This is a genomic window from Mesorhizobium sp. M0166, assembly GCF_040322255.1.
Lineage (GTDB): Bacteria > Pseudomonadota > Alphaproteobacteria > Rhizobiales > Rhizobiaceae > Mesorhizobium.
This window is the reverse complement of record NZ_JAMYTD010000016.1, coordinates 13416-35240: the sequence shown is the minus strand read 5'-3', so window position 1 is coordinate 35240 and position 21825 is coordinate 13416. Positions and strand designations below refer to the sequence as shown.

Genomic DNA, 21825 nt, shown 5'->3' with positions numbered 1-21825 from the left:
AAGCACACCGATTTGTTGACTAAAAGGCCGCGCCTGCTATGTGTCGCGCACCCTTTTCAAGGGCTTTCCCAAGGCCCAAACCCCCATTTTGGAGGAAGCATGACCTCGCGCGAACAACATGACCGGATGGCCAATGCGATCCGTTTTCTCGCCATGGACGCCGTCGAGAAGGCAAATTCCGGCCACCCCGGACTGCCCATGGGCTGCGCCGACATCGCCACGGTGCTGTTCACCCGCTTTCTCAAATACGATCCGAAGAACCCGCATTGGCCGGACCGCGACCGCTTTATCCTTTCGGCAGGTCACGGCTCGATGCTGCTTTACTCACTGCTCTATCTGACCGGCTACGAAGACATCACCATCGACCAGATCAAGCAGTTCCGCCAATTGGGGTCGAGGACGGCGGGCCACCCGGAATACGGCCATGCCGCGGGCATCGAGACGACGACAGGCCCACTCGGCCAGGGCCTTGCCAATTCGGTCGGCTTCGCGCTCGGCGAGCGCATCATGAATGCCGCTTTCGGCAACGATCTCGTCGACCACTACACCTATGTCCTGGCCGGTGACGGCTGCCTGATGGAAGGCGTATCCCAGGAAGCCATTGCGCTTGCCGGACATCTGAAGCTGAACAAGCTGATCGTCTTCTGGGACAACAACAACATCTCGATCGATGGCCCGGTGTCGCTGGCCGACAACACCGATCAGGTTGCCCGCTTCCAGGCGTCCGGCTGGAATGCCAGCCATATCGACGGCCAGGACCCGGAAGCGATCGCCTATGCCATCGAGGCGGCCCGCCACTCCGACAAGCCGACGATGATTGCCTGCAAGACGACGATCGGCTTCGGCGCGCCGACCAAGGCCGGCACCAACAAGGCGCATGGCTCGCCGCTCGGCGCCGAGGAAATCGCCGGCGCCAGAAAATTCTTCGGCTGGGATTATCCGCCGTTCGAGGTTCCGGCCGACATCCTCGATGCGTGGCGTACCGCCGGCCGGACCGGCGTCAAGGCACGCACCGACTGGGAAGGCCGCCTTGCCAAGGCCGACGGCAAATTGCGCGCAGAGTTCGAACGCCGCATCAGTGGCACGCTGCCGGCCAACTTCGATGCCGTCATTGGCGATTACAAGAAGAAGCTCGCCGCCGACAAGCCGAAGGTTGCCACACGTAAGTCATCGGAAATGGCGCTCGAGGTCATCAACGGCGCCGTGCCCGAAACCATCGGCGGCTCGGCCGATTTGACCGGCTCCAACAACACCAAGACCAGCCAAACCAAGAACATCACCGCCGACGATTACGGCCAGCGCTACGTCCACTACGGCGTTCGCGAGCACGGCATGGCGGCCGCACTCAACGGGCTGACATTGCATGGCGGCATTATCGCCTATGGCGGCACTTTCATGTGCTTTTCCGATTATGCCCGTCCGGCGATGCGGCTTGCTTCGCTGATGGGCATCCGCTCGATCTTCGTCATGACCCATGATTCCATCGGCCTTGGCGAAGACGGCCCGACCCATCAGCCGGTCGAGCATCTGGCAGCACTTCGCGCCATTCCGAACCACAATGTCTTCCGCCCGGCCGACGCGGTGGAAACCGCTGAATGCTGGCAGTTGGCCATTGAGTCGGAAAAGACGCCTTCGACATTGGCGTTGACCCGGCAGAACCTGCCGACGGTACGCAACGACTTCGTTGCGGAAAACCTCTCCAGCCGCGGCGCCTATGAACTTGTCGCCGCCAGTGGCGAGGCGGCGGTGACGATCTTCGCTTCGGGCTCGGAGGTGGAGATCGCGCTGGCCGCCCGCGAGGCCTTGGAAAAGCACGGCCACGCGACCCGCGTCGTCTCGGTGCCGTGCTTCGAATTGTTCGACAAGCAGAGCGCCGACTATCGCAGCAGGACGATCGGCAATGCGCCGCTCAAGATTGCCATCGAAGCCGGCATCCGTCAGGGCTGGGATCACTTCATCGGAACCGACGGCATCTTTGTCGGCATGACCGGCTTCGGCGCCTCCGGCACCATCGAACAGCTCTACCCGCATTTCGGCATCACCGCCGAGGTAACGGTGAAGGCGGCGGAAGCCCGTCTGCACGGCAAATGAAAGTGAGCCCCGCCCGGCAAAGGCTGGCATAGCGGTTTTGCCGGGCGGTGGAGCACTAATCGATTTAAATCCGTGCCTCGGCGGCTGGATTCTTTGCCCGTCCGCCGTTATGAAGCTGCGGACTTGATCTTCGGCCTCCAACTCCCAGGGAGAGAACAATGACCGTCAGAGTTGCCATCAACGGATTCGGCCGCATCGGCCGCAACATCCTGCGCGCCATCCATGAATCAGGCCGCAAGGATATCGACGTCGTCGCGGTCAACGATCTCGGCCCGGTCGAGACCAACGCGCATCTGCTGCGCTTCGACAGCGTGCATGGCCGCTTTCCGCATGAGGTGACGGTTGACGGCGACCAGATCATCGTCGGCAAGGAAAAATTCAAAGTCACCGCGATCAAGGATCCGACGCAACTGCCCTGGAAGGAGCTTGGCATCGACATCGCACTCGAATGCACCGGCATCTTCACCGCCCGCGACAAGGCCGTCGCCCATCTGACCGCCGGTGCCAAGCGCGTTCTCGTCTCCGCTCCGGCAGAGGGCGCCGATCTCACCGTCGTCTATGGCATCAACCATGACAAGCTGACCAAGGACCACATCGTCATCTCGAACGCCTCCTGCACCACCAACTGCCTGGCGCCGCTGGCGGCCGTACTGAATGAGGCGGTCGGCATCGAGAAGGGCATGATGACGACGATCCATTCCTACACCGGCGACCAGCCGACGCTGGACACCATGCACAAGGACCTCTACCGCGCCCGCGCCGCCGCGCTGTCGCAGATTCCGACCTCGACCGGTGCCGCCAAGGCCATCGGCCTGGTACTGCCCGAGCTCAAGGGCAAGCTCGACGGCATCTCCATCCGCGTGCCGACCCCGAACGTCTCGCTCGTCGATTTCAAGTTCATCGCCAAGCGGCCGACCACCGTCCAGGAAATCAACGACGCGGTGATCACTGCCTCGAACGGCAAGCTGAAGGGCATCCTCGCCGTTACCCGTCACCCCAATGTTTCGATCGACTTCAACCACGATCCGCATTCCTCGATCGTGGCGCTCGACCAGACCAAGGTCATGGACGGCAACTTCGTTTCGGTGCTGTCGTGGTACGACAACGAGTGGGGCTTTTCCAACCGCATGGGCGATACCGCCGTCGCCTTCGGCAAGACCATCGCCTGATCGCAGAACCATCTTTTCGACGTGGAAGACGCCCGGCTCAGTCCGGGCGTTTTTCGTTGCAGCACGAACCGCCGAGGCACGCTCCGCTGCTCGGGTGCCAAAACTTTCGACGATCGGCAGCGTGGGGCAAAAAGCCACGCTGCTGCCTTGCAGCGGCCATGTCTTCGCCCCACTCTCCCGTGATGCCTGAGCATATCGACTAGGGGCGACCAACGAATGGAGCATGGTATCTATCTGGTGACGCTCGTTGGGGCAGCACTTGTCGTTGCCGCCGCGTTTTCGAGCCTGATCGCCTTCCGCTTCGGCGCCCCTCTCCTGCTGCTGTTTCTCTGCATCGGCCTCGCCACCGGAACCGACGGTCTCGGCATCCATTTCGACAATGCCCGAGTTGCTTATTTTGCCGGCTCATTGGCGCTGGCGGTCATCCTTTTCGATTCCGGCTTCGGCACGCCGCTCAACGCCTTGCGGCAGGCGGCCGGGCCGGCGCTGTCGCTGGCCACATTCGGCGTCCTTTTGACCACCGGCCTGTTCGGCGCCGCCGCCTATTATCTGCTCGACCTGACCTGGCTGGAATCCTTCCTGCTCGGTGCCGCTGTCGCCTCGACCGACGCCGCGGCGGTGTTCTTCCTGCTGCGCGCCGGCGAGATCAATTTGCGCGAGCGCGTGCGGTCCACGCTCGAGGTGGAATCCGGCACCAATGACCCGATCGCCATCTTCCTGACCATCACGCTGGTCGAGGTCATCGCCGCCAACACCCACCCCGAGGCCAAGGTGCTGGTCGCCGATCTTGCCGTCGGCTTCCTTGTCAACATGGGGCTCGGCGCGGTCATCGGCATTCTCGGCGGCATGGCCATCGTGCGCCTTGTCGATCGCCTCAATCTCGATCACGGCCTGCTGCCGATCTTCGTGCTGACGCTGTCGCTGATGGTGTTTGCTGCCGCCGGCGCCGTCGGCGGATCCGGCTTCCTGGCGGTCTATCTCGCAGGCTTGATCGCCGGCAATTCCGATATCCGGGCCGTCACCATCCTCAAGCGCTTCCAGGACGGCATGTCGTGGCTGGCGCAGATCATCATGTTCCTGATCCTCGGCCTGTTCGCGACGCCTTCGCAATTTCCGGCGATCCTGGTGCCGGCAGTTCTGCTCGGCCTGTTCCTGATATTTGTGGCACGGCCAATCGCGGTCTGGCTCTGCCTGGTGCCATTTCGTCTGCCACGCCCGGAAGTCGCCTTCGTCTCATGGGTCGGCCTGCGTGGCGCCGTGTCGATCCTGCTTGCCATCACGCCGCTGCTCGGCGGCCTTGAGAACGGTCGCCTCATCTTCAACACCGCCTTTATCATCGTGCTGGTCTCGCTGATCATCCAGGGATGGACCGTCGGGCCGCTGGCACGCCGCCTCGGCCTTATCGTGCCGGCTCGGCTGGGACCGCTCGACAAGGTCGAATTGGAACTGCCGGGCTCCGCCCATCATGAGCTTCTCGCCTATCGCGTGGCACCTGGTAGCCCGGTCGCGCGCGGCGAACGCATTCCGCGCTGGGCGCGGCCGTCGCTGGTGTTGCGCGACGGACGCTCGATGCGCTTCCAGGACATGGGCCGGCTGGCGGCCGGCGACCATGTCTACATCTTCGTGCCGGACCGCTATCCGCGCCTGCTCGACAAGCTGTTCGCCAGCCGTGCCGTGGTCGATCCCGAGGACGCGGATTTCTTCGGGGCCTTCGCCGTCGATCCGTCACGCTCCGCCGAGGAACTGGAGACCGCCTATGCGCCGGGCCTGACCGAAGCGGAGCGCAAGCTCAGCATTGGCGACCTGGTTACTACGCGGCTCGGCGGCCACGCCGAATACGCCGACCGCGTGCTGCTCGGTCCGATCGAGCTGATCGTTCGCGACGTCGACGACAAGGGCAGGATCACCGGCCTTGGCCTGTCCTTTGAGCCGACCGCCCCGGTGGCGCGCGTTCCGGTATTCCTCAGCGCCGGTGAAATCCGCGACCGCATTGCCGCGTTCATCCGCAACCGGCGCAAGCCAGCCGAGGCGCAGGCGGCCGAGGCGGCGGCCGAGCTGGAACCGGTTCGGCCGCCCGTGGTGGAAAAGACAACTGGCGAAGGCTGACCGCTGTCCACCCGAGCCGCGGAACCCGGCCGCGAGGCTGAAGAATGGCTCGGCAACTGGCGTGGCGGGCCGATGTGGTCCGACATCGCCGGAAATGATCCCGATCGGTCGGCTGCGAGGGCATCCGGCCGATCAGTCGCCAATTCTCCGGCGCGCCATAGGGGCGCTTTAATTGTTGCGGGCCGCGACGAACTCCGCCGCCTGTTTCAGAAGCGCGGCTTGTTCGCCATAGGGCTCGAGCAGCGCATGAGCCTGATCGACGAGGCCATGGAGCTGGTCCCGCGCCCAGCCCGGTCCGTGCAGCGCGACCAGCGTCGCCTTGCCGGCCGCGGCATCCTTGCCGGTCGCCTTGCCCATCTGATGCGCGTCGGCGGTCAGGTCGAGCAGATCGTCGGCAAGTTGAAAAGCAAGCCCGATCGCGGAACCAAATTCGGCCAACCTTTCGCGGTCGCCCGACGGCGCACCGGCAAGGATAGCGCCCGCTTCGCAGGCAAAGCGGATCAGCGCACCGGTTTTCATCGCCTGCAGCCGGATGATGCCGGCCTCGTCCGGCCGGCCTTGTTCGGCCTCGAGATCGAGCATCTGGCCGCCGACCATGCTTCCCGCCCCGGCGGCGCGGGCCAGAGCCAGCACCAACCCTGCCCTACGCTCGGCCGGCAGCATTGTCGCATCGTCGGCAAGGATGTCGAAAGCAAGCGTCAATAAGGCGTCGCCCGCAAGAATGGCGGTCGCCTCATCGAAAGCCCTGTGTACAGTCGGCTGGCCGCGGCGCAGATCGTCGTCGTCCATGGCCGGCAGATCGTCATGGATGAGCGAATAGCAGTGCACGCATTCGAGCGCCGCCGCGACGCGCAGCGCCGCCTCGCCGTCGGCTGAAAATAGTGCAGCACTTTCCATGACCAAGAAGGGACGCAGTCGTTTGCCGCCGTTCAGCACGCCATGTCGCATGGCCGCCATCAGGCGTTCGGGCCGCGCGACCTCGCCTGAAAGCGTCCGTCCGTCGAGCAATCGCCTCAGCAGCGCCTCGAGCGGAACTGCCCGGGCAATAAGTGCAGCTTCGAATGCCATTTGGTCGTCTTTCGTCATGGTCGGGAGCGGTAGCCGACACTCAGACGTTGCGCAAGAAGCCAAGCGCCATTATGCCGGGGGCAGGGAGCAGCGCGGATTGGGTGGCTTGGCGGAACCGATCGTCGATCACGAAACCGAAGGGTTGGACATGGCGAGACCGAGACGCGGCAGCCGCATCGGTCTTCAACGCTGGGTCCGGCGCGGCATCGCCGTCGCCGTCGTGCTGGCGCTGGTGCCGGTGGTGCTGACCTTCCTGTACCTGCCGTCATTCGTGCATCCGGTGTCGACATTGATGCTGAAGGACCTGGCGACGTTTTCCGGCTACGATCGGCGCTGGGTTTCCATCGACGATGTCGCGCCGGTGCTGGCATATTCGGTCATCATGTCGGAGGACGGGCAGTTCTGTTTCCATCGCGGCGTCGATCTGGGCGAGTTGCGCGGCGTCGTTGACGATGCGCTTGCCGGCGAGATGACGCGTGGCGCCTCGACCATCACCATGCAGACGGTAAAGAACCTTTATCTATGGTCGCGGCCGTTGGGCTCGGTCCGTAAGGTCGTCGAACTGCCGCTGGCCGTCTATTTCGATGCGGTGCTGTCGAAACGGCGGATCATGGAGATCTACCTCAACATCGCCGAATGGGGACCGGGCATCTACGGCATCGAGGCCGCCGCCCAGCATCATTTCGGCGTCTCGGCAAAACAGCTGTCGCGCCGGCAGGCAGCGCTGCTTGCCGTCACCTTGCCGAATCCGATCGTGCGCAATCCGGCAAAGCCTGGGCCGGGACTGAGGCGGCTTGCCGCATTGATCGAACGGCGCGCAGGCCGCGCAGGCGCCTACGTCGGTTGCCTGCGATAGTGTCAAAAAAAAACACGGCGACGCTGGCCAAAACGCCGTCGGGCGTGTATAGGCACCCGACTTTCTCAGATTCCGGCCCCTGATGTGGCCCTTTCACGAGGGCCGCCGGGGCGTTTTGACCATGTAGTGGAGCATATCCATGGCCGTTCCGAAACGAAAAACCTCTCCGTCGAAGCGCGGCATGCGCCGTTCTGCCGACGCACTGAAGGCCCCGACCTATGTCGAGGACAAGAACTCCGGCGAGATGCGCCGTCCGCACCATATCGACCTGAAGACCGGCATGTATCGCGGTCGCCAGGTTCTGGAGCCGAAGGAAAGCTGAGAGAGCTTTCGACGGTTTATGGGTTGCGAAACGACCGGCCATTGGCCGGTCTTTTTGCGTTTGCGACAACCGATCATATCAGTCGGGCCTGACATTGTTGTTTCACGCCGTCTTTGTCCGTGTTTATCGGCCGCACGAAAATTCTTGACGACGAACGCCGGGCGCACTCTACAAAGATCAGTCCAACCGGAGCCGCCACATGTTCGGTGCCATCCCGCTGCTGATCGTGCCTTTCATCCTCTACAATCTCGGGCTTCTGGGAATATTCGGCAGCGGCGACGATCCGTGGGCGACCGAAATGTTTTCGGTCCGGATGATGTCGGGTGGCGTGTTCTCTATGACCCTCGGCGATCTCATCGTGCTGATCGCACTGATCTTCTTGTTCGTCGAAGTGGTGAAATCGACGCGCACGACAAATGCCTCGATCATGGACCACCTTTTGTCGACCTTCGTCTTTGTGGCCTATCTGGTCGAGTTCCTGCTGGTGAAGGGCGCCGCCCATTCCGTTTTCTTCACACTGATGGTCATAGCGCTGATCGATGTGCTGGCCGGCTTTTCGGTGTCGATGCGGTCGGCCAGCCGCGACATCAACATGAATTAAGGATCCCGGCTCAGCCCGGGTCGGCGCTAAAGCCAGCCGCCTCGATGCCGGCGATGGCTGCCGTTTCGTCATTGTCGGACGTATCGCCGGAAATACCGACCGCGCCGATGATCGTACCAGCCTCGTCGCGGATCAGCACGCCGCCGACGACCGCCAGGATGCGCCCGCCCGACACGTCGGAGATGCCGGCGATCAGATGCGGGCGCTCCCTGGCGAAAGCTTCCACCCGGCGCGAGCCCATGCCGATACCGAGTGCGCCATAGGCCTTACCGGCCGACATTTGCGGACGCAGGAACGAGGCGCCGTCCTGACGCTGGAACGCGACCAGATGGGCGCCGGCGTCGAGCACCGAGACGCCAAGCGGCCTGAGCTTGAGCTCGGCACCCTTGGCAAAGGCGGCGGCGATGATTTCAAGGGCTTTGTCGAGCGTCAGTGCGGTCATGCCGGTCTCCTAAACGCGCCAGTTATCAACCGGCAGAAACATCCCGGTGAACTGTTTCGTGTGCGAAATGAAGCATGCGTCTGGGAGCGCCGGTTTATTTTTTCTTGGCGCGAGGCTTCTTCACCGGGGCGGGAGGCGCATTGGCTAGGTCTTCCGCTTCCTTGGCGAGGCGCAGCGCCCGCAGCTTGTTGGTCTTGGCTTGGCGAGCGTCGCTCTCGGCGACATATTCCGCCATCGCCTTCTGGCGGACCGTGGCTGCCTCTTCCTGTTTCTTGAACCGCAAATCGGCCCGCGCACGGGCAGTGTCCTTAGAGTTCTCGACCAAGAGCGTTATCCAATCCCGTGAATTATCTTCAGCCCCTTGATAGCAGAGCCAGCCCGCAATTGGGAAAATATGTTGGTCATGGCGCCAGATCGCAGCCGATGCCCCGCGCGTTGCGGGCGATCACCGCATCGTATCCGGCCTGCAAAGTCGCGCGGACGGTGGGCTCGGATGGCGCAGGAGACGCACCCAGATGCTCGTGGCGCAACTCGTTCATGAACTTATCCCACATCGGCGGGCCGCCTTTTTCCAGAAGCTCGGCACGGATAGAGAGCTCTTCGCTGACCGGCAGCCAGACCCGGCCCCAGGCGCCGAGATGCGCCAGGATCGGCACCAGCGTGATCGCCATTTCGGTCAGACTGTAGATCACCTTCTGCTTGTGGGAGGGATCATCCGCCTTGGTCAGCATGCCGAGCTCCATCAGCCGCTTCAGCCGGTCGGCGAGGATGTTGGAGGCGATGCCCTCCATCGAGCCGTTGAGCAGTTCGCGAAAGTGGCGTCTGCCGCCGAAGATGATGTCGCGAAGGATGATCAGGCTCCACCGGTCGCCGAACACTTCGAGCGACAGGTTGATGGGGCATCCGGACCGACGATCGATGTTCATGCGAATCTCCAAAACCGGTTGCATTATCGTATCGGTTTTACTATCGTGCAACTGATTGCGAAATGCAATCGGATTGGAAGCCGAAGGAGGAAAGCCATGAAAAACGCCGAACACCCCGAAATCGTATCCCAGACCTTCGGCGATCCGGCCCATCCGGCGGTATTGTTGATCATGGGCGCCATGGCTTCCATGCTCTGGTGGCCCGAAGCGTTTTGCCGGAAGCTGGCCGGCGAAGGTCGCTTCGTGATCCGCTATGACAATCGCGATACCGGCCGTTCGACCAAATACGCGCCGAGCGAGCCGCCTTATACATTCGACGACATGGCGGACGATGCCATCCGCGTCCTTGACGACCATGGAATCCGAAAGGCGCATGTGGTCGGCATGTCGATGGGCGGCATGATCGCGCAGCTCGTTGCGTTGAAATACCCGTCGCGCGTCACTTCGCTGACGGTGATCAGCAGCTCGCCCCTGGGCATCGATACTTCGCATCTGCCCGGAACCACCGAGGCCTATAGGAAACACTCGGCCGAAGGCGCCAAGGTCGACTGGTCGGACCGTGGCCAAGTGGTCGATTTCATCGTCAAGGACGCACATGCGCTCACCGGTGCCGCGCACTCTTTCGACGAGCAGCGAACGCGAGCTTTCGTCGAACAGGATTATGACCGGTCCGGCGGTTTTCTAAGTGCGACCAATCATTTCATGCTCAAGAGTGGCGAAGATGGGAGCGGCGAGGACTGGACGGGTCGGCTGCGCGACATGAAAATCCCGCTCCTCGTTATCCACGGCACCGACGATCCCATCTTTCCAGTCGAGCATGGCGCCGCTCTTGCCGACGCGGTCGCCGGTGCAAGGCTGCTCCGGATCGAGAGCGGCGGCCACGAGCTGCATCCCGACGACTGGGCCGCGATCATCGATGCCATCGTGACCCACAGCCAGGCCAAATAGTACCCGACCCGACACCGAATTTCCGCGAGACGAGCCACCCAAGGAACGACAAACATGTCCCTGACTATGCATCTTCATCCACTGGCCTCCTTCTGCTGGAAGCCGCTGATCGCGCTCTATGAAAACGGCACGCCATTCACATCCGTCGTTGTCGATCTCGGCAATGAACAGTCGCGCGCGGCGTTCCTGAAATTGTGGCCGCTCGGCAAGATGCCGGTACTGCGTGATGAAGCGCTGGATCGGACCGTGCCGGAATCGACGATCGTCATCGAATATCTCAACGCGTATTATCCTGGGCCGGTCGAACTGATCCCCGCCGATCTCGATCTCGCTCGCCAGACCCGGCTCGCCGACCGCTTCTATGACTTCTACGTCCAGGAACCGATGCAGAAGATCGTCGGCGACCGGCTGCGGCCGGAGGGCAAGACCGATCCGTTCGGCGTCGAGCAGGCGCGCACCCAGCTGCGCAGCTCCTACGCCGTCATTGAACAGGACATGCCGTCGAGGACATGGGCGGTGGGTGCGAGCTTCACCATGGCCGACTGCGCTGCCGCCCCCGCGCTGTTCTACGCCAACAAGGTCGAGCCGTTCGGAGACGAATATCCTGCGGTCAGGCGCTATCACGACCGGTTGCTGCAACGCCCGTCGATTGCCCGTGTGATCGAGGAAGCGCAGCCTTATTTCAAGCTCTTCCCCTACAACAATGGCTAGAGTGGTTCATCGTTTCACGGAAACGCCGAACCGCTCTATCTCTTTGTTTTTGCGCAATTCCGGACGGAAAGCCGTTTCACACTTTCCTGGAATTGCTCTAGGCCCGATGCTGCATAGTTGCTCGACGCGCTGACGACGCCCCTCAGCTTCCGGGTGAACCGAGCTGCTCCGCATCCCAGAACTGGTCGAGCCAGATGTTGAGCTTCAGGAAGCCGGCATTGCTGACCGTATAGACGCGCCTGGTGCCTTCCGGCTTGGCGTTGACCAGCCCGGCATCAAGCAGGACCTTCAGGTGCTGCGAAACGGCCGGGCGGGACACCGGCAAGCCGGATGCCAATTCGTTGACGGTCTTCGGTCCGCGCCGGAGCTCTTCCAAGAGATGGCGCCGGTTGGGATCGGCAATCGCCATGAAGGCGTCGGAAAGCATCATGCCTTATTTGTGGGGCAAAGCGCCCCGAATCTCAACCGTCGGTTTCAGCTTTTCTGCGCGGGTCGAGCCGCAACGCTTCCGGCGTCACCGAACGATCGGCCGGCTGGGTCTTGAAGGCATCGCGGCCTTCGATCGGCACCGGCGCGCGACGGCTGATGCGCAGCAGCGTATAGCCGGCCAGGCTGAGATGTGCGAGCGCAGTGGCCAGGAACAGCCCCTCGGGACGCATCCAGCCCATCAGGCCGGCGGCCACCAGTGGACCGATCATCGTGCCGAAGCCATAAAGCAGCAGCAGGCCGCCCGACACTTTGACGAAGTCCTCCGAGCGCGCATGGTCATTGGCATGCGCCACCGCGATCGAATAGAGCGTGTAGGCGAAGGCGCCGTAGGCGGCGGTGCAGACGATGACGAAGACGCCGGAGCGCGGTTCGAACAGGAAGATGGCGATGGCGAACAGCGCAGCGCCGAAAGCCGCGCCCGCCAGCACAAAACGACGGTCCGTCGTGTCGGAGAGCCGCCCGGCCGGAAGCTGCATGGCGGCGCCGGCAATGACCACCAGGCTCATCATCAGCGCGATCTCGGCTGTCGAGATGCCGATGCGCGCTCCATAGACGGCACCAAGCGTACCCCAGGCGCCGTTGGCGATGCCGATCAGCACGCAGGCGATCGCCGATACCGGCGAATTGATGTAGAGCCCTTTGACGTCGAGCGACACGTCCTGCAGCGGCTTGGGGTGCGACGCCGTCGAGACCGCCGTCGGGATCAGCGACAGGCAGAACAGAATGCCAGTGATCATGAACAGCGACGCCGATTTCACATCGCCGCCGGCAACGATCATCTGACCGCCCATGATCGAGGCATAGGTGACCATCATATAGAGACCGAAGACGGTGCCGCGGTTTTCGTTGGTGGCTTTCTCGTTGAGCCAGCTTTCGATGACCATGAAGGCGCCCGCCATGGTGAAGCCGGTGAAGGCGCGCAGCAGGATCCAGGTATATTCGTCGATGATCAGGCCGGTGAGCAATGCGACGATCGCTCCCGATGCGGCAAAGGCACCGAAAGCCCTGACATGACCGGCGCGGCGCACGATGCGTGGCGCAAAGAAGCAGCCGGTGACGAAGCCGCCAGCCCAAGCCGTGCCCATCAGGCCGAGCGATGCCGTCGAGAAGCCCTCCACCTGACCGCGCAGCGGCAACAGCAGCCCATGCAGCCCAGATGCCGCCAGCAGGAACGCGGTGCCGCGCAGCAGCGAGAGGATCGGTCTGTAGCTTGCGAACATTTTTCAATCCGGCTGGGGGTTTGGGGCACAAGTCTGGAGACAGCGGCATTCGGGCTTTTCGGCGGCGTGCCCGAGCTTTTGGAATTACCCGCAGTACTATCCGCGGCGAAACAGCGCCTCTGCCGCCGACTTGGTGGAGCCCTTGGTCTTGAGCTCGGCTTCCAGCCGGGCAATCTCGTCACGCAGGATGCCGATCCGCTCGGACAATTCATCGACGGAAAGCAGCGACAGATCCTGCCCGATCTCGTGCGGGCGCGCTTTCTTCTTGGGTTCGTCGTCGAAGATCGCCATCGTCGCTCCTCCGTGATTGCCCATTTGCCTGATTTGCCAATGAGCATACATAGGGCAAGGGTATGGATGCAAATGGCCGGCAAGAGCTGGCACAAGAAACCGGCGAAGCACGACGGGAAAATTCATGGCGAACGCACAGAAAATTCCGGCGAAGATGATGGCGATCGCCATATCGGAACCGGGCGGGCCGCGGGTGCTGAAACCGGAAACCCGCGACGTACCGGTTCCCGGTCCCGGCGAGATCCTGATCCGGGTGCGGGCCGCCGGCGTCAACCGGCCGGACGTGCAGCAGCGCAAGGGCGCCTATCCGCCACCGCCGGGAGCGTCGGATCTGCCGGGCCTGGAAGCGGCAGGCGAAGTCGCTGCCCTTGGTGACGAGATATCGCGCTGGCGCGTCGGCGACCGGGTCTGCGCGCTGACGGCGGGCGGCGGCTATGCCGAATATGTCAAGGTTCATGCCGGCAGCGTGCTGCCGCTGCCCCCCGGCTTTACCTACACCGAAGCGGCGGCGCTGCCGGAAAACTACTTCACTATTTGGCACAATGTCTTCGAGCGCGGCGGCCTGAAGAGCGGCGAGACGCTGCTCGTGCATGGCGGCTCGTCGGGTATCGGCAGCACGGCGATCCAGCTTGCTGCCGCTTTCGGCGCCTATGTCATCACCACCGCCGGCAGCAAGGAGAAATGCGAAGCCTGCCTCAAGCTCGGCGCCGACCGGGCGATCAACTACCGCGAGGAGGACTTCGTCGCCGCGGTAAAGGAGGCGACCGGCGGCAAGGGCGCCAATGTCATCCTCGACATGGTCGGCGGCGATTATGTCGCGCGAAACTACGAGGCTGCGGCGCTGGAAGGCCGCATCGTTCAGATCGCCACGCAGGGCGGGGCGGTTGCCAGCGCCGATTTCTCGAAACTCATGGTCAAGCGGCTCGTCCACACCGGCTCGACGCTCAGGCCGCGCACCGTCGAATTCAAGGCGGCAATCGCCGCAGCACTCGAGGCGCAGGTGTGGCCGTTGCTCGGCAGCCGCAAGGTGGCGCCCGTCATGGATATGATCTTCCCGCTCAAGGAGGCCTGGCGGGCGCATGAGCGGATGGAAGACGGCGAACATATCGGCAAGATCGTGCTCGACGTCGGCTAGGAACATATCGTCCGAGACGCACGCCCCAACAGGCTGAACGAAAGCTTAATGCTGCAATGCAACAAACGCATTGCGGCCATGCAAAAGCGTCTGTTCAATTCCTGAGCAGCGATGCCTATTTACGCGTCATCGAAACGAATGATCCAACGAAATGGAGGACTACCATGAACCCGATCCGCGCTTTCCGTAACTGGCGCATGTACAACGAAACCGTGCGCGAACTGAACCGGCTGAACGCTCGTCAGCTCAACGACCTCGGCATCAACCGCGGCGATATCGAAAGAATCGCCCGCAAAGGGCTTTGATCTCGAGGACGATCCCGCCCAAAGACCGGGCGCTGCTTTTCCGCAACGCCGAGCCGCGGTTCGGGATCAAGCCTTAGAAGCCAGAGCCGCAGCAGACGGATTTCCGTCGCCGGTTCCGAGCCCGCCCGACCTTGGTCTGGCGGGCTTTGTCTTTTTGAAGCTCCGATTGCATGGCGTCATCTGCCGACCCTTCGCGGTCTGCCGGTCGCGGTGCCGTGCCGTCCTTGGCGCGCGCCTGCCAAAATCATTGCGAAACGGCGAGCGAGCGGTTATATAGACCGCGATTTTCCCATTTTGGTGGCTCTAAACCACCGCCCGCGCGGGAACGCGGGCGAACGAGAAGGATTTTTGTAATGGCCAATACGCTGCTGATGCCAAAGGCGACCGCCGTCTGGCTGGTTGACAACACAGCGCTTTCCTTCGAGCAGATCGCGCAGTTCTGCGGACTGCATCCGCTTGAAGTCAAGGCGATCGCCGACGGCGAGTCGGCGCAAGGCATCAAGGGCATGGACCCGATCATGACCGGCCAGCTCACTCGCGACGAGATCGCGCGCGCCGAGAAGGACCCGAACCACCGGCTGAAGCTCTCCGATCCCAAGGTGCGGGTGCCGGAATCCAAGCGCAAGGGTCCGCGCTATACGCCGCTGTCGAAGCGCCAGGACCGGCCCAACGCCATCCTCTGGCTGGTGCGCAACCATCCCGAGCTCAAGGATGCGCAGATTGCCCGCCTTGTCGGCACGACGAAGTCGACAATCGACCAGATCCGCGACAGAAAGCACTGGAACTCCGCCAATCTCCAGCCGATGGATCCGGTGACACTCGGCCTGACGTCGCAGATCGACCTCGACATGGAAATCAACCGCGCCTCGCGCGGCCGCGAGCAGGCGCAGCCGGTCGGCGATACGCTGCTGCCGGCCGCCTTGACCGAACGGCTGGTGCCGGCGCCGGAAAAGCCGAAGGACGAGGACCGCGAACTCGACGCCAACGCCGTCTTCGCCAAGCTTTCGGCGCTGAAGTCGAAGGACAAGGACGCCGACGAAGAGGAGTAGGTCTCGCATCCACAACAAAAAAGCCCGCTTTCAAGCGGGCTTTTTTTTGTGATCTTCCGTGTCAGCTTCGCGCCGCCCGGTCCGGCGCCATGCCGTAGTCCTCGCTGCGTTCCACCGCGCGGTAGAAATCGGCGAGCTGCTTGCCGCGCTCCGGCTTGAAGGTGCGGCCGGCGATGACCACCGAGGCGATGCGGTCGATGCGGAAGGCGCGGAAATCGCCGCGCATCTCGCACCAGGCGACCAAGGTCCACACCTTGCCCCAGAACCACAGGCCGAGCGGGCGGATGTCGCGCGCGGTGCTGCGGCCGGCCTCATCCGAATAGTCGATGGTCAGCACCTGACGTTTCTCGATGGACCGCTCGATCAGGTCGATGGCTTCGCGGGCGGCATCGCTTACCACCCACATCGGCGTGTGGATCTCGGTACGGGCGATGCGGTCCTTTTCGGCGTCGGGCAACACGGCGCCGATCTTGACCAGCGCCTCGTCGGCGGCTCGCGCCATGGCCGCGCCGCCAAAGGCGCGCACCATGCGGGCGCCGGCGACCAGCGCGACGATCTCGTCACGCGTGAACATCAGCGGCGGAAGGTCGAAACCCTCCCTCATCATGTAGCCGACACCAGCCTCGCCGTCGATCGGCACGCCGGTCGACTGCAGGTCGGCGATGTCGCGATAGATCGTCCGCTCGGAAACCTCGAGCCACGTGCCCAGCTTCTGGGCGGTGACCAGACGGCCACCACGCAGATGCTGCACGATCTGGAAGAGCCTGTCGGCGCGGCGCATCGTATGGTCCCTCGGCGTCTATCGTTTCAGCCCTTCGCTCTTGCGCTGCGCGGCAACGAAGGCCGCGCCGAAGGACAGTTTTCTCGTTATCGGCGTGCTTGCGTCGAGCACTCGCCAGAACGGCGCAATGTCGCTCAGCGCCATGCCGCGCTCAAGATCCTCGTTGGCGGCCTCGTCGACGGTGCTCAGATGATAGCCGATGGTGACCGGACATGTCACCTCGGCACCGTGCTCGATGGCGAGAGCGGTGCGCAAAGCGCGGATATCCATTTCCATGCCTTCGGGGATGGGGCGGATGAATGCATCGACCTGGCGAGCTGTAGGAACGAGCATCGGCTGGCCTTCGACGACGTCGCCGATGGTGCGTGGCGACGGTTTTATGCCGTTGATGCCAGGCGTGTTCAGCCTGTCGTTCCAGCTTTTCATCGATCGTCCTCTCGGCCATCCGTCTCCGGCAGCCATCGCACTATGGCACGAGCCTCCTGACACCATACTGTCAGGAGGCTTCAGCATGCCCATTTCAGCTCGTTGCTAGGTCGCATCCAAACGCCACGCAGAAAGCTTGCCTCAATTGCCGCCATTGCGGCGGTCGCCATACATGTCCGGCCAACCAATATCCTTGCGGATGTCTGCCGGCAGGGTATTCATGAAACGCTGGGTGCGGATCTCGTTGCGCATCGTCCGGATCTTGCCGACATAGTGCTGCACGCTACGCAGAATGGTAAAACCGTTCATCGCTGGTCTCCTCTCTTTCGATGCAGGCACTATCGCACACCCCTGCTGACAGCAGTCTGTCAGGAGGGTGCAGCTCTCGTGACCGGCATTCCGATTTGTCCACCGAGGTGACCAGCCAGCGCTGAAAAGAGGCGGGCCGCAGTGGAAAGACGGCGATCGCGGAGCCGCTTTGACAGCCAGCCGCGATGCTGATCAAAGGCGGCATGTCGAAACTTCTCGCGCTCGTCATCATCGCCATGATGGTCATCCAGCTGATCAAGCCGCTCGGCTGGCCCGGACTGAAGCGGCGCAGCGATTTCTGGAAGCTGGCGCTGCTGGCGATGGCGGCGATTTCGATCACGGCGGTGCTCGGGCACTGGACGTAGTGCCGGCGGCCCGCTACGCGACGCCCGGTTCGTTGGCGAGCACCAGGCTGACCAGATGTTCCGCCCAGGCCCGGTAGCCGGCTTCCGAAGCATGAAATCCATCCGACGCAAAGCCGGCCTCGGCATCGGTGATCGGCAGGCGGGGCGCCGGTATGGCGCCGCGCTCGAGGCAAAGGCGCTCGCCCATCCGGTTCATTTCGACGGCGCGGATTTCGAGGATCTTCCCGAGCAGCGGCGGCATTGCCGGCGCCCGGGTGAACTCCAGCACCGGCGACCACACGACGCGCGCCTCCGGCCATTTGGCGCGCAGCGCGTAGAGCAGGCCGCCAAACTCGCGCTTGAAGCGCGGTACCGAATGAAAATTCTTGGTGTCGTTGGTGCCGATGGCCAGCACGATATGCGTCCACGGATCGGCCGATAGATTGGGCAGCACATGATCGCGGATCTGGCCAGAGGTTGCCGAGCTGAAGCCAGCCGCCCGCCAGCGCACGGTGCGGCCGGTGCGTTGCGCAATCAGAACGGCGAGTTGCGCGGCCAATCCGTTTTCGGAATTGCCAATGCCTACCGAGGCGGCGGAGGAATCGCCAAGCACCAGAACCGAGATTGCTGGTGCCAGGCCAGATATCTCGTGCATGACCGGACCTTGTGCCGGCAGCATGCGGGTGGTGCGGCGACGCACGCCAAGTCCTTGCCAGACATAGACCGGAAAGGCGAACCAGGTGAGAAGGGTCGGAAAGCGCCGCATGGCAAGTCCCTTTTAGGGCATAGCGAACAGCACTTAGCGCATGTTGTACTGAAGGTGAACGACCTTGCAGCGACGCCCTTGTCGCCTCAATGGCAGCCGTCATGCGTCCCGGATCGGTCTTCGTACTCGTCATGCAGCCGCACCCAGTCGACGAGGCTATGATGCGGGCCAGTTTCGTTGCGGCCTTTCGGCGTCAGGTCGAGATAGTGATAGGCGCCGATCAGCGGATCGCCGCCTCTGGAGCGCGAGACGAAGGTCAGGAAGATGTCGCCTTTCTCGTCGCGATAGAACACGCTGGTGCCGGGAAGGTCCTTCGAGTTTCGCGCACGCCGCTCGAAATTGTATGTCGTGTCGCCGGTCGCGATCTGCTTGTCGGTGAATGACACCTGCATGTCGAAGTTGAAATCCGAGGCGTAGGACGACACCCAGTCGAATTTCCAGCCCATGCGCTGCTTGTAGGGCAGCAATTCGGCCAATGGCGCCCGCGCTACCACGACAAGTGAGACATCATGGTGCCTGAGGTGCTGGTTGGCGCCGTCGATATGATCGGCAAGGAATGAGCAGCCTTCGCAGCGATAATCGGCGCCCGGCGCGAACATGAAATGGTAGACGATCAGCTGGCTGTTGCCGCCAAACAGGTCGGGCAGTTTCCTTGGCCCTTGCTCGGTCTCGAAGACGTAGTCCTTGCGGATCTTCAGCCATGGCAGTTCGCGGCGTTCGGCGGCGACACGATCGCGAAAGCGCGTCAATTCCTTTTCGCGCGCCAGATGCGCCTTGTGCGCCTGAAACCAGTCTTCCTGCGAAACGGTCTTGTTGTTTGGCATCGGTCTGCTCCTCTTTTCACGGAGGACGTTCGGCAGCGAGGAATGCCGACAACGAGCTGCATTTCAGTTGCAAGAAATTGCAGCCCTTGCTGCTTTTCAAACAAAACCCGGGCACGTGGCCCTGGTCGGGAGAAACGCAAGATGTTTTCGGTCAGGCGGCTTGCTCAAGCGTCGGCTGCCATTGTCCAAGCGCTGCCAGATGGTTCATGTGGGCGCGATGGGCGAAGGCCGCCTGCGCGGCGGCGACATTTGCCGCCTTGCCGCCCCAGGCCTTCTGCGGGGCGGCCTGCAAGGCGCGGCCGTAGGAGAAGGTCAGCTTCCACGGATGCGGGCCGATAGCGTTGATGGCATTGAGGTTGGCGGTCGCCTCCTCGTCCGATTGTCCGCCTGACAGAAAGGCGATGCCTCCGATCGCGGCCGGCACCGTCTCGCGGAATAGCTTTATGGTCTTTTCGGCGACTTCCTCGGGGCTGCTGACCTTGCCTGACTTCTTGCCGGCAATGACCATGTTCGGTTTCAGGATGGTGCCTTCGAGCACGACGCGGGCCGCATAGAGCTCGGTGTACAGCTTCGTCAGTGTCGCCTTGCTGATCTCGTAGCAAGTGTCGATGTCATGAGCGCCGTCCATCAGCACCTCCGGCTCGACGATCGGCACGATGCCGGCTTCCTGGCAAAGCGCGGCGTAACGGGCGAGCGCATGGGCGTTCGAGCCGATCGAGGTGGCGGAAGGCACGCCCTTGGCAACATCGATGTCGATTACCGCGCGCCATTTGGCAAAGCGGGCGCCAAGCTTGTAATAGTCGGCGAGGCGTTCGCGCAGGCCGTCCAGGCCTTCGGTGATGGTGTCGCCGGGAAAGCCGGCCAGCGGCTTGGCGCCGGCGTCGACCTTGATGCCGGGGATAGCACCTGATGCCTTGATGATGTCGACCAGCGGTGTGCCGTCGGCGGCCTTCTGGTGAATGGTCTCGTCATAGAGGATGACGCCGGAAATGTACTTGGTCATTGCATCGCTGGCACGGAACATCATCTCGCGATAGTCGCGCCGGCTGTCGGCGGTCGACTCGACGCCGATGACGTCGAAGCGCTTCTTGATGGTGCCGGAGCTCTCGTCGGCAGCCAGCAGGCCCTTGCCATTGGCCACCATCGCGGCGGCAATGTCCTCGAGACGTTCGCTCATCATGCTTCTCCTGAAAGAATTGATCCGCGCCCAGCAGACCACCAGAGCAACGCAGGTTCAAGTCGAACCATTTCGTCAAACAAGCGCGAATCGATTGAAAGTCGCGGGCGCACTCCTTCGCACTGCTCTTGCGGCTCCGCTCAGCGCTTCAAGACGTCGACGCCGGGCAAGGGCTTGCCTTCCATCCATTCGAGGAAAGCGCCGCCGGCCGTCGAGACATAAGTGAAATCATCGCTGACGCCGGCATGGTTGAGCGCCGCCACCGTGTCGCCGCCGCCAGCGACCGAGACCAGTGTGCCGGCCTTGGTGCGCGCTGCCGCGTGCCTGGCCGTCGCCACCGTCGCATGGTCGAATGGCTCGATCTCGAAGGCGCCGAGCGGCCCGTTCCAGACCAGCGTCGCGGCGCGGTCGATCCATTCGGCAATGGTTTTCACGGTTTTCGCACCGACATCCAGGATCATGCCGTCGGCCGGCACGTCTGCTATGGCGACGGTCTCGCTAGCGGCGCCGGCCTTGAACTCTCTGGCGACAACGCCGTCGGCGGGCAGGATGATGGCGCAGCCGGCCTCGGCCGCCTCGATCATGATCTGCTCGGCGGTGGTCGCGAGATCATGCTCGCACAAGGATTTCCCGACGTCGGTGCCGCGTGCCGCGAGAAACGTGTTGGCCATGCCGCCGCCGATGACCAGCGCGTCGACCTTCTTCACCAGGTTCATCAACAGATCGATCTTGGTCGAGACCTTGGCCCCGCCGACGATGGCGACAACCGGACGGACGGGATTGCCAAGACCCTTTTCCAACGCGTCGAGCTCGGCCTGCATGGTACGGCCGGCGAAGGCCGGCAGCACATGCGCCAGCCCTTCAGTCGACGAATGGGCGCGGTGCGCAGCGGAGAAGGCGTCGTTGACGAAAATGTCGCCGTTGGCGGCGAGCTTTTCGGTGAAGGCCGGGTCGTTCTTCTCCTCCGCTTTGTAGAAGCGGGTGTTCTCGAGCAGTAGCACGTCGCCGCTGTCCATGGCGGCGACGGCGCTCGCCGCCTTGTCGCCGATGCAATCGGCGGCAAAGCCAACCGGACGGCCGAGCACGTCAGCCGTCGCCTTGGCGATCGGTTCGAGTGAGAATTCCGGCGTCGGTCCATCCTTGGGCCGGCCGAAATGCGCAAGCAGGATGACCTTGGCGCCCTTGCCGGAGAGCTCGGCGATGGTCGGGGCAATGCGCTCGATGCGGGTGGCGTCGGTGACCTTGTCCTCGGTGACGGGAACGTTGAGGTCGACACGCACCAGCACACGCTTGCCGCTGATATTGCCGATGTCGTCCAGTGTCTTGAAGCCGGCCATGCTGATCCCTTTCGCGAAAAATCGCGGGGACCTTACCCCGCATCGACGACGATGCAAGACCTGCCTAACGGTTCACCGAAAATATGATTCACGTGTCGAGGACGAAGTGCCCACGGGGAGCGAGATGGGCAG

The 21825-nt window shown here is 62.9% G+C and carries 26 protein-coding genes; 12 read left to right on the top strand and 14 right to left on the bottom strand.

What is annotated here, in order from left to right:
• Positions 1 to 99: 99 nt before the first annotated feature.
• From tkt to NKJ46_RS18350, 3 genes are all read left to right on the top strand, one after another.
• Positions 100 to 2091 (top strand): transketolase, encoded by a 1992-nt coding sequence (tkt, locus tag NKJ46_RS18360; RefSeq protein ID WP_352666281.1) that lies wholly within the window; start codon positions 100 to 102, stop codon positions 2089 to 2091.
• A gap of 158 nt (positions 2092 to 2249) precedes the next feature.
• On the top strand, positions 2250 to 3260 hold the full coding sequence (gene gap / locus NKJ46_RS18355; RefSeq protein ID WP_352465773.1) for a type I glyceraldehyde-3-phosphate dehydrogenase: 1011 nt from the start codon (positions 2250 to 2252) through the stop codon (positions 3258 to 3260).
• A gap of 216 nt (positions 3261 to 3476) precedes the next feature.
• The gene (locus NKJ46_RS18350; RefSeq protein WP_352666279.1) at positions 3477 to 5366 is read left to right on the top strand and encodes a potassium/proton antiporter; all 1890 of its coding nucleotides are present in this window, start codon (positions 3477 to 3479) and stop codon (positions 5364 to 5366) included.
• Positions 5367 to 5534: 168 nt separating this feature from the next.
• Here NKJ46_RS18350 and NKJ46_RS18345 read toward each other — a convergent pair whose 3' ends face one another.
• Positions 5535 to 6434: a polyprenyl synthetase family protein gene (locus tag NKJ46_RS18345; protein ID WP_473600023.1), complete on the bottom strand. Its 900-nt coding sequence runs from the start codon at positions 6432 to 6434 to the stop codon at positions 5535 to 5537.
• 97 nt (positions 6435 to 6531) lie between these two features.
• On the opposite strand from NKJ46_RS18345, the gene NKJ46_RS18340 reads away from it, so the two are divergent.
• The 3 genes from NKJ46_RS18340 (at position 6532) to NKJ46_RS18330 (ending at position 8213) form a co-directional block, all read left to right on the top strand.
• The gene (locus tag NKJ46_RS18340) at positions 6532 to 7290 is read left to right on the top strand and encodes a biosynthetic peptidoglycan transglycosylase (RefSeq protein ID WP_352540340.1); all 759 of its coding nucleotides are present in this window, start codon (positions 6532 to 6534) and stop codon (positions 7288 to 7290) included.
• A 139-nt stretch (positions 7291 to 7429) separates the two neighbouring features.
• Positions 7430 to 7612 carry a 50S ribosomal protein L32 gene (gene rpmF, locus NKJ46_RS18335; RefSeq protein WP_006203806.1) on the top strand — a complete coding sequence of 61 codons (183 nt, stop codon included), beginning with the start codon at positions 7430 to 7432 and terminating at the stop codon, positions 7610 to 7612.
• Positions 7613 to 7811: 199 nt separating this feature from the next.
• The gene (locus tag NKJ46_RS18330; protein ID WP_023720966.1) at positions 7812 to 8213 is read left to right on the top strand and encodes a hypothetical protein; all 402 of its coding nucleotides are present in this window, start codon (positions 7812 to 7814) and stop codon (positions 8211 to 8213) included.
• A 10-nt stretch (positions 8214 to 8223) separates the two neighbouring features.
• Here NKJ46_RS18330 and NKJ46_RS18325 read toward each other — a convergent pair whose 3' ends face one another.
• The 3 genes from NKJ46_RS18325 to NKJ46_RS18315 form a co-directional block, all read right to left on the bottom strand.
• On the bottom strand, positions 8224 to 8655 hold the full coding sequence (locus NKJ46_RS18325; protein WP_352666278.1) for a GlcG/HbpS family heme-binding protein: 432 nt from the start codon (positions 8653 to 8655) through the stop codon (positions 8224 to 8226).
• A 94-nt stretch (positions 8656 to 8749) separates the two neighbouring features.
• A complete protein-coding gene (locus tag NKJ46_RS18320) occupies positions 8750 to 8980 on the bottom strand; it encodes a hypothetical protein (protein WP_023678501.1) in 231 nt (76 codons plus the stop codon).
• Between the two features lie 76 nt (positions 8981 to 9056).
• Positions 9057 to 9581, bottom strand: coding sequence for a winged helix-turn-helix transcriptional regulator (locus NKJ46_RS18315; RefSeq protein ID WP_352666276.1), 525 nt, complete (start codon positions 9579 to 9581; stop codon positions 9057 to 9059).
• A 96-nt stretch (positions 9582 to 9677) separates the two neighbouring features.
• Between NKJ46_RS18315 and NKJ46_RS18310 the strand changes: the two genes are divergently transcribed.
• Complete coding sequence (locus tag NKJ46_RS18310; protein ID WP_352666274.1) at positions 9678 to 10529, top strand: alpha/beta fold hydrolase; 852 nt, start codon at positions 9678 to 9680, stop codon at positions 10527 to 10529.
• 54 nt (positions 10530 to 10583) lie between these two features.
• The gene (locus NKJ46_RS18305; RefSeq protein ID WP_352666272.1) at positions 10584 to 11240 is read left to right on the top strand and encodes a glutathione S-transferase family protein; all 657 of its coding nucleotides are present in this window, start codon (positions 10584 to 10586) and stop codon (positions 11238 to 11240) included.
• Between the two features lie 142 nt (positions 11241 to 11382).
• On the opposite strand, the gene NKJ46_RS18300 is transcribed toward NKJ46_RS18305, so the two are convergent.
• From NKJ46_RS18300 to NKJ46_RS18290, 3 genes are all read right to left on the bottom strand, one after another.
• On the bottom strand, positions 11383 to 11670 hold the full coding sequence (locus NKJ46_RS18300) for an ArsR/SmtB family transcription factor (protein ID WP_023678497.1): 288 nt from the start codon (positions 11668 to 11670) through the stop codon (positions 11383 to 11385).
• A 31-nt stretch (positions 11671 to 11701) separates the two neighbouring features.
• On the bottom strand, positions 11702 to 12949 hold the full coding sequence (locus NKJ46_RS18295) for an MFS transporter (protein WP_352465767.1): 1248 nt from the start codon (positions 12947 to 12949) through the stop codon (positions 11702 to 11704).
• Between the two features lie 96 nt (positions 12950 to 13045).
• Positions 13046 to 13240, bottom strand: coding sequence for a DUF1192 domain-containing protein (locus tag NKJ46_RS18290; RefSeq protein ID WP_023678495.1), 195 nt, complete (start codon positions 13238 to 13240; stop codon positions 13046 to 13048).
• A gap of 124 nt (positions 13241 to 13364) precedes the next feature.
• Here NKJ46_RS18290 and NKJ46_RS18285 point away from each other — a divergent pair, with 124 nt between their 5' ends.
• The 3 genes from NKJ46_RS18285 to NKJ46_RS18275 all read left to right on the top strand — a co-directional run bounded on the left by NKJ46_RS18285 (position 13365) and on the right by NKJ46_RS18275 (position 15729).
• Complete coding sequence (locus NKJ46_RS18285; protein ID WP_352666270.1) at positions 13365 to 14375, top strand: NAD(P)H-quinone oxidoreductase; 1011 nt, start codon at positions 13365 to 13367, stop codon at positions 14373 to 14375.
• A 164-nt stretch (positions 14376 to 14539) separates the two neighbouring features.
• Entirely contained in the window at positions 14540 to 14680 is a 141-nt protein-coding gene (locus NKJ46_RS18280) for a DUF1127 domain-containing protein (protein WP_023678493.1), read from the top strand.
• 353 nt (positions 14681 to 15033) lie between these two features.
• Positions 15034 to 15729 carry a DUF1013 domain-containing protein gene (locus NKJ46_RS18275; RefSeq protein WP_292655650.1) on the top strand — a complete coding sequence of 232 codons (696 nt, stop codon included), beginning with the start codon at positions 15034 to 15036 and terminating at the stop codon, positions 15727 to 15729.
• A gap of 61 nt (positions 15730 to 15790) precedes the next feature.
• Here NKJ46_RS18275 and NKJ46_RS18270 read toward each other — a convergent pair whose 3' ends face one another.
• From NKJ46_RS18270 to NKJ46_RS18260, 3 genes are all read right to left on the bottom strand, one after another.
• Entirely contained in the window at positions 15791 to 16510 is a 720-nt protein-coding gene (locus NKJ46_RS18270) for a helix-turn-helix transcriptional regulator (protein WP_023678491.1), read from the bottom strand.
• Between the two features lie 18 nt (positions 16511 to 16528).
• Positions 16529 to 16936, bottom strand: coding sequence for a hypothetical protein (locus NKJ46_RS18265; protein ID WP_352666268.1), 408 nt, complete (start codon positions 16934 to 16936; stop codon positions 16529 to 16531).
• A gap of 141 nt (positions 16937 to 17077) precedes the next feature.
• Positions 17078 to 17245: a hypothetical protein gene (locus tag NKJ46_RS18260; RefSeq protein ID WP_254816537.1), complete on the bottom strand. Its 168-nt coding sequence runs from the start codon at positions 17243 to 17245 to the stop codon at positions 17078 to 17080.
• Positions 17246 to 17448: 203 nt separating this feature from the next.
• Between NKJ46_RS18260 and NKJ46_RS18255 the strand changes: the two genes are divergently transcribed.
• Positions 17449 to 17610 (top strand): hypothetical protein, encoded by a 162-nt coding sequence (locus NKJ46_RS18255; RefSeq protein WP_008873884.1) that lies wholly within the window; start codon positions 17449 to 17451, stop codon positions 17608 to 17610.
• A 13-nt stretch (positions 17611 to 17623) separates the two neighbouring features.
• On the opposite strand, the gene NKJ46_RS18250 is transcribed toward NKJ46_RS18255, so the two are convergent.
• From NKJ46_RS18250 to NKJ46_RS18235, 4 genes are all read right to left on the bottom strand, one after another.
• Positions 17624 to 18355: an SGNH/GDSL hydrolase family protein gene (locus NKJ46_RS18250; protein WP_352666267.1), complete on the bottom strand. Its 732-nt coding sequence runs from the start codon at positions 18353 to 18355 to the stop codon at positions 17624 to 17626.
• Positions 18356 to 18441: 86 nt separating this feature from the next.
• Positions 18442 to 19179, bottom strand: a complete 738-nt coding sequence (locus NKJ46_RS18245; protein ID WP_352666266.1) for a DUF899 domain-containing protein — start codon at positions 19177 to 19179, stop codon at positions 18442 to 18444.
• A gap of 151 nt (positions 19180 to 19330) precedes the next feature.
• Positions 19331 to 20356 (bottom strand): class I fructose-bisphosphate aldolase, encoded by a 1026-nt coding sequence (locus NKJ46_RS18240; protein WP_352666264.1) that lies wholly within the window; start codon positions 20354 to 20356, stop codon positions 19331 to 19333.
• 140 nt (positions 20357 to 20496) lie between these two features.
• Positions 20497 to 21693: a phosphoglycerate kinase gene (locus tag NKJ46_RS18235; protein ID WP_352666262.1), complete on the bottom strand. Its 1197-nt coding sequence runs from the start codon at positions 21691 to 21693 to the stop codon at positions 20497 to 20499.
• Between the last annotated feature and the right edge of the window lie 132 nt (positions 21694 to 21825).

Bases quoted from the DNA above. Each gene is read 5' to 3' on its own strand.
- tkt (WP_352666281.1), top strand. From the start codon at position 100: ATGACCTCGCGCGAACAACATGACCGGATGGCCAATGCGATCCGTTTT.
- gap (WP_352465773.1), top strand. From the start codon at position 2,250: ATGACCGTCAGAGTTGCCATCAACGGATTCGGCCGCATCGGCCGCAAC.
- NKJ46_RS18350 (WP_352666279.1), top strand. From the start codon at position 3,477: ATGGAGCATGGTATCTATCTGGTGACGCTCGTTGGGGCAGCACTTGTC.
- NKJ46_RS18345 (WP_473600023.1), bottom strand. From the start codon at position 6,434: ATGGCATTCGAAGCTGCACTTATTGCCCGGGCAGTTCCGCTCGAGGCG.
- rpmF (WP_006203806.1), top strand. From the start codon at position 7,430: ATGGCCGTTCCGAAACGAAAAACCTCTCCGTCGAAGCGCGGCATGCGC.
- NKJ46_RS18330 (WP_023720966.1), top strand. From the start codon at position 7,812: ATGTTCGGTGCCATCCCGCTGCTGATCGTGCCTTTCATCCTCTACAAT.
- NKJ46_RS18325 (WP_352666278.1), bottom strand. From the start codon at position 8,655: ATGACCGCACTGACGCTCGACAAAGCCCTTGAAATCATCGCCGCCGCC.
- NKJ46_RS18315 (WP_352666276.1), bottom strand. From the start codon at position 9,581: ATGAACATCGATCGTCGGTCCGGATGCCCCATCAACCTGTCGCTCGAA.
- NKJ46_RS18310 (WP_352666274.1), top strand. From the start codon at position 9,678: ATGAAAAACGCCGAACACCCCGAAATCGTATCCCAGACCTTCGGCGAT.
- NKJ46_RS18305 (WP_352666272.1), top strand. From the start codon at position 10,584: ATGTCCCTGACTATGCATCTTCATCCACTGGCCTCCTTCTGCTGGAAG.
- NKJ46_RS18300 (WP_023678497.1), bottom strand. From the start codon at position 11,670: ATGATGCTTTCCGACGCCTTCATGGCGATTGCCGATCCCAACCGGCGC.
- NKJ46_RS18295 (WP_352465767.1), bottom strand. From the start codon at position 12,949: ATGTTCGCAAGCTACAGACCGATCCTCTCGCTGCTGCGCGGCACCGCG.
- NKJ46_RS18290 (WP_023678495.1), bottom strand. From the start codon at position 13,240: ATGGCGATCTTCGACGACGAACCCAAGAAGAAAGCGCGCCCGCACGAG.
- NKJ46_RS18285 (WP_352666270.1), top strand. From the start codon at position 13,365: ATGGCGAACGCACAGAAAATTCCGGCGAAGATGATGGCGATCGCCATA.
- NKJ46_RS18280 (WP_023678493.1), top strand. From the start codon at position 14,540: ATGAACCCGATCCGCGCTTTCCGTAACTGGCGCATGTACAACGAAACC.
- NKJ46_RS18275 (WP_292655650.1), top strand. From the start codon at position 15,034: ATGGCCAATACGCTGCTGATGCCAAAGGCGACCGCCGTCTGGCTGGTT.
- NKJ46_RS18270 (WP_023678491.1), bottom strand. From the start codon at position 16,510: ATGCGCCGCGCCGACAGGCTCTTCCAGATCGTGCAGCATCTGCGTGGT.
- NKJ46_RS18265 (WP_352666268.1), bottom strand. From the start codon at position 16,936: ATGAAAAGCTGGAACGACAGGCTGAACACGCCTGGCATCAACGGCATA.
- NKJ46_RS18260 (WP_254816537.1), bottom strand. From the start codon at position 17,245: ATGAACGGTTTTACCATTCTGCGTAGCGTGCAGCACTATGTCGGCAAG.
- NKJ46_RS18255 (WP_008873884.1), top strand. From the start codon at position 17,449: ATGTCGAAACTTCTCGCGCTCGTCATCATCGCCATGATGGTCATCCAG.
- NKJ46_RS18250 (WP_352666267.1), bottom strand. From the start codon at position 18,355: ATGCGGCGCTTTCCGACCCTTCTCACCTGGTTCGCCTTTCCGGTCTAT.
- NKJ46_RS18245 (WP_352666266.1), bottom strand. From the start codon at position 19,179: ATGCCAAACAACAAGACCGTTTCGCAGGAAGACTGGTTTCAGGCGCAC.
- NKJ46_RS18240 (WP_352666264.1), bottom strand. From the start codon at position 20,356: ATGAGCGAACGTCTCGAGGACATTGCCGCCGCGATGGTGGCCAATGGC.
- NKJ46_RS18235 (WP_352666262.1), bottom strand. From the start codon at position 21,693: ATGGCCGGCTTCAAGACACTGGACGACATCGGCAATATCAGCGGCAAG.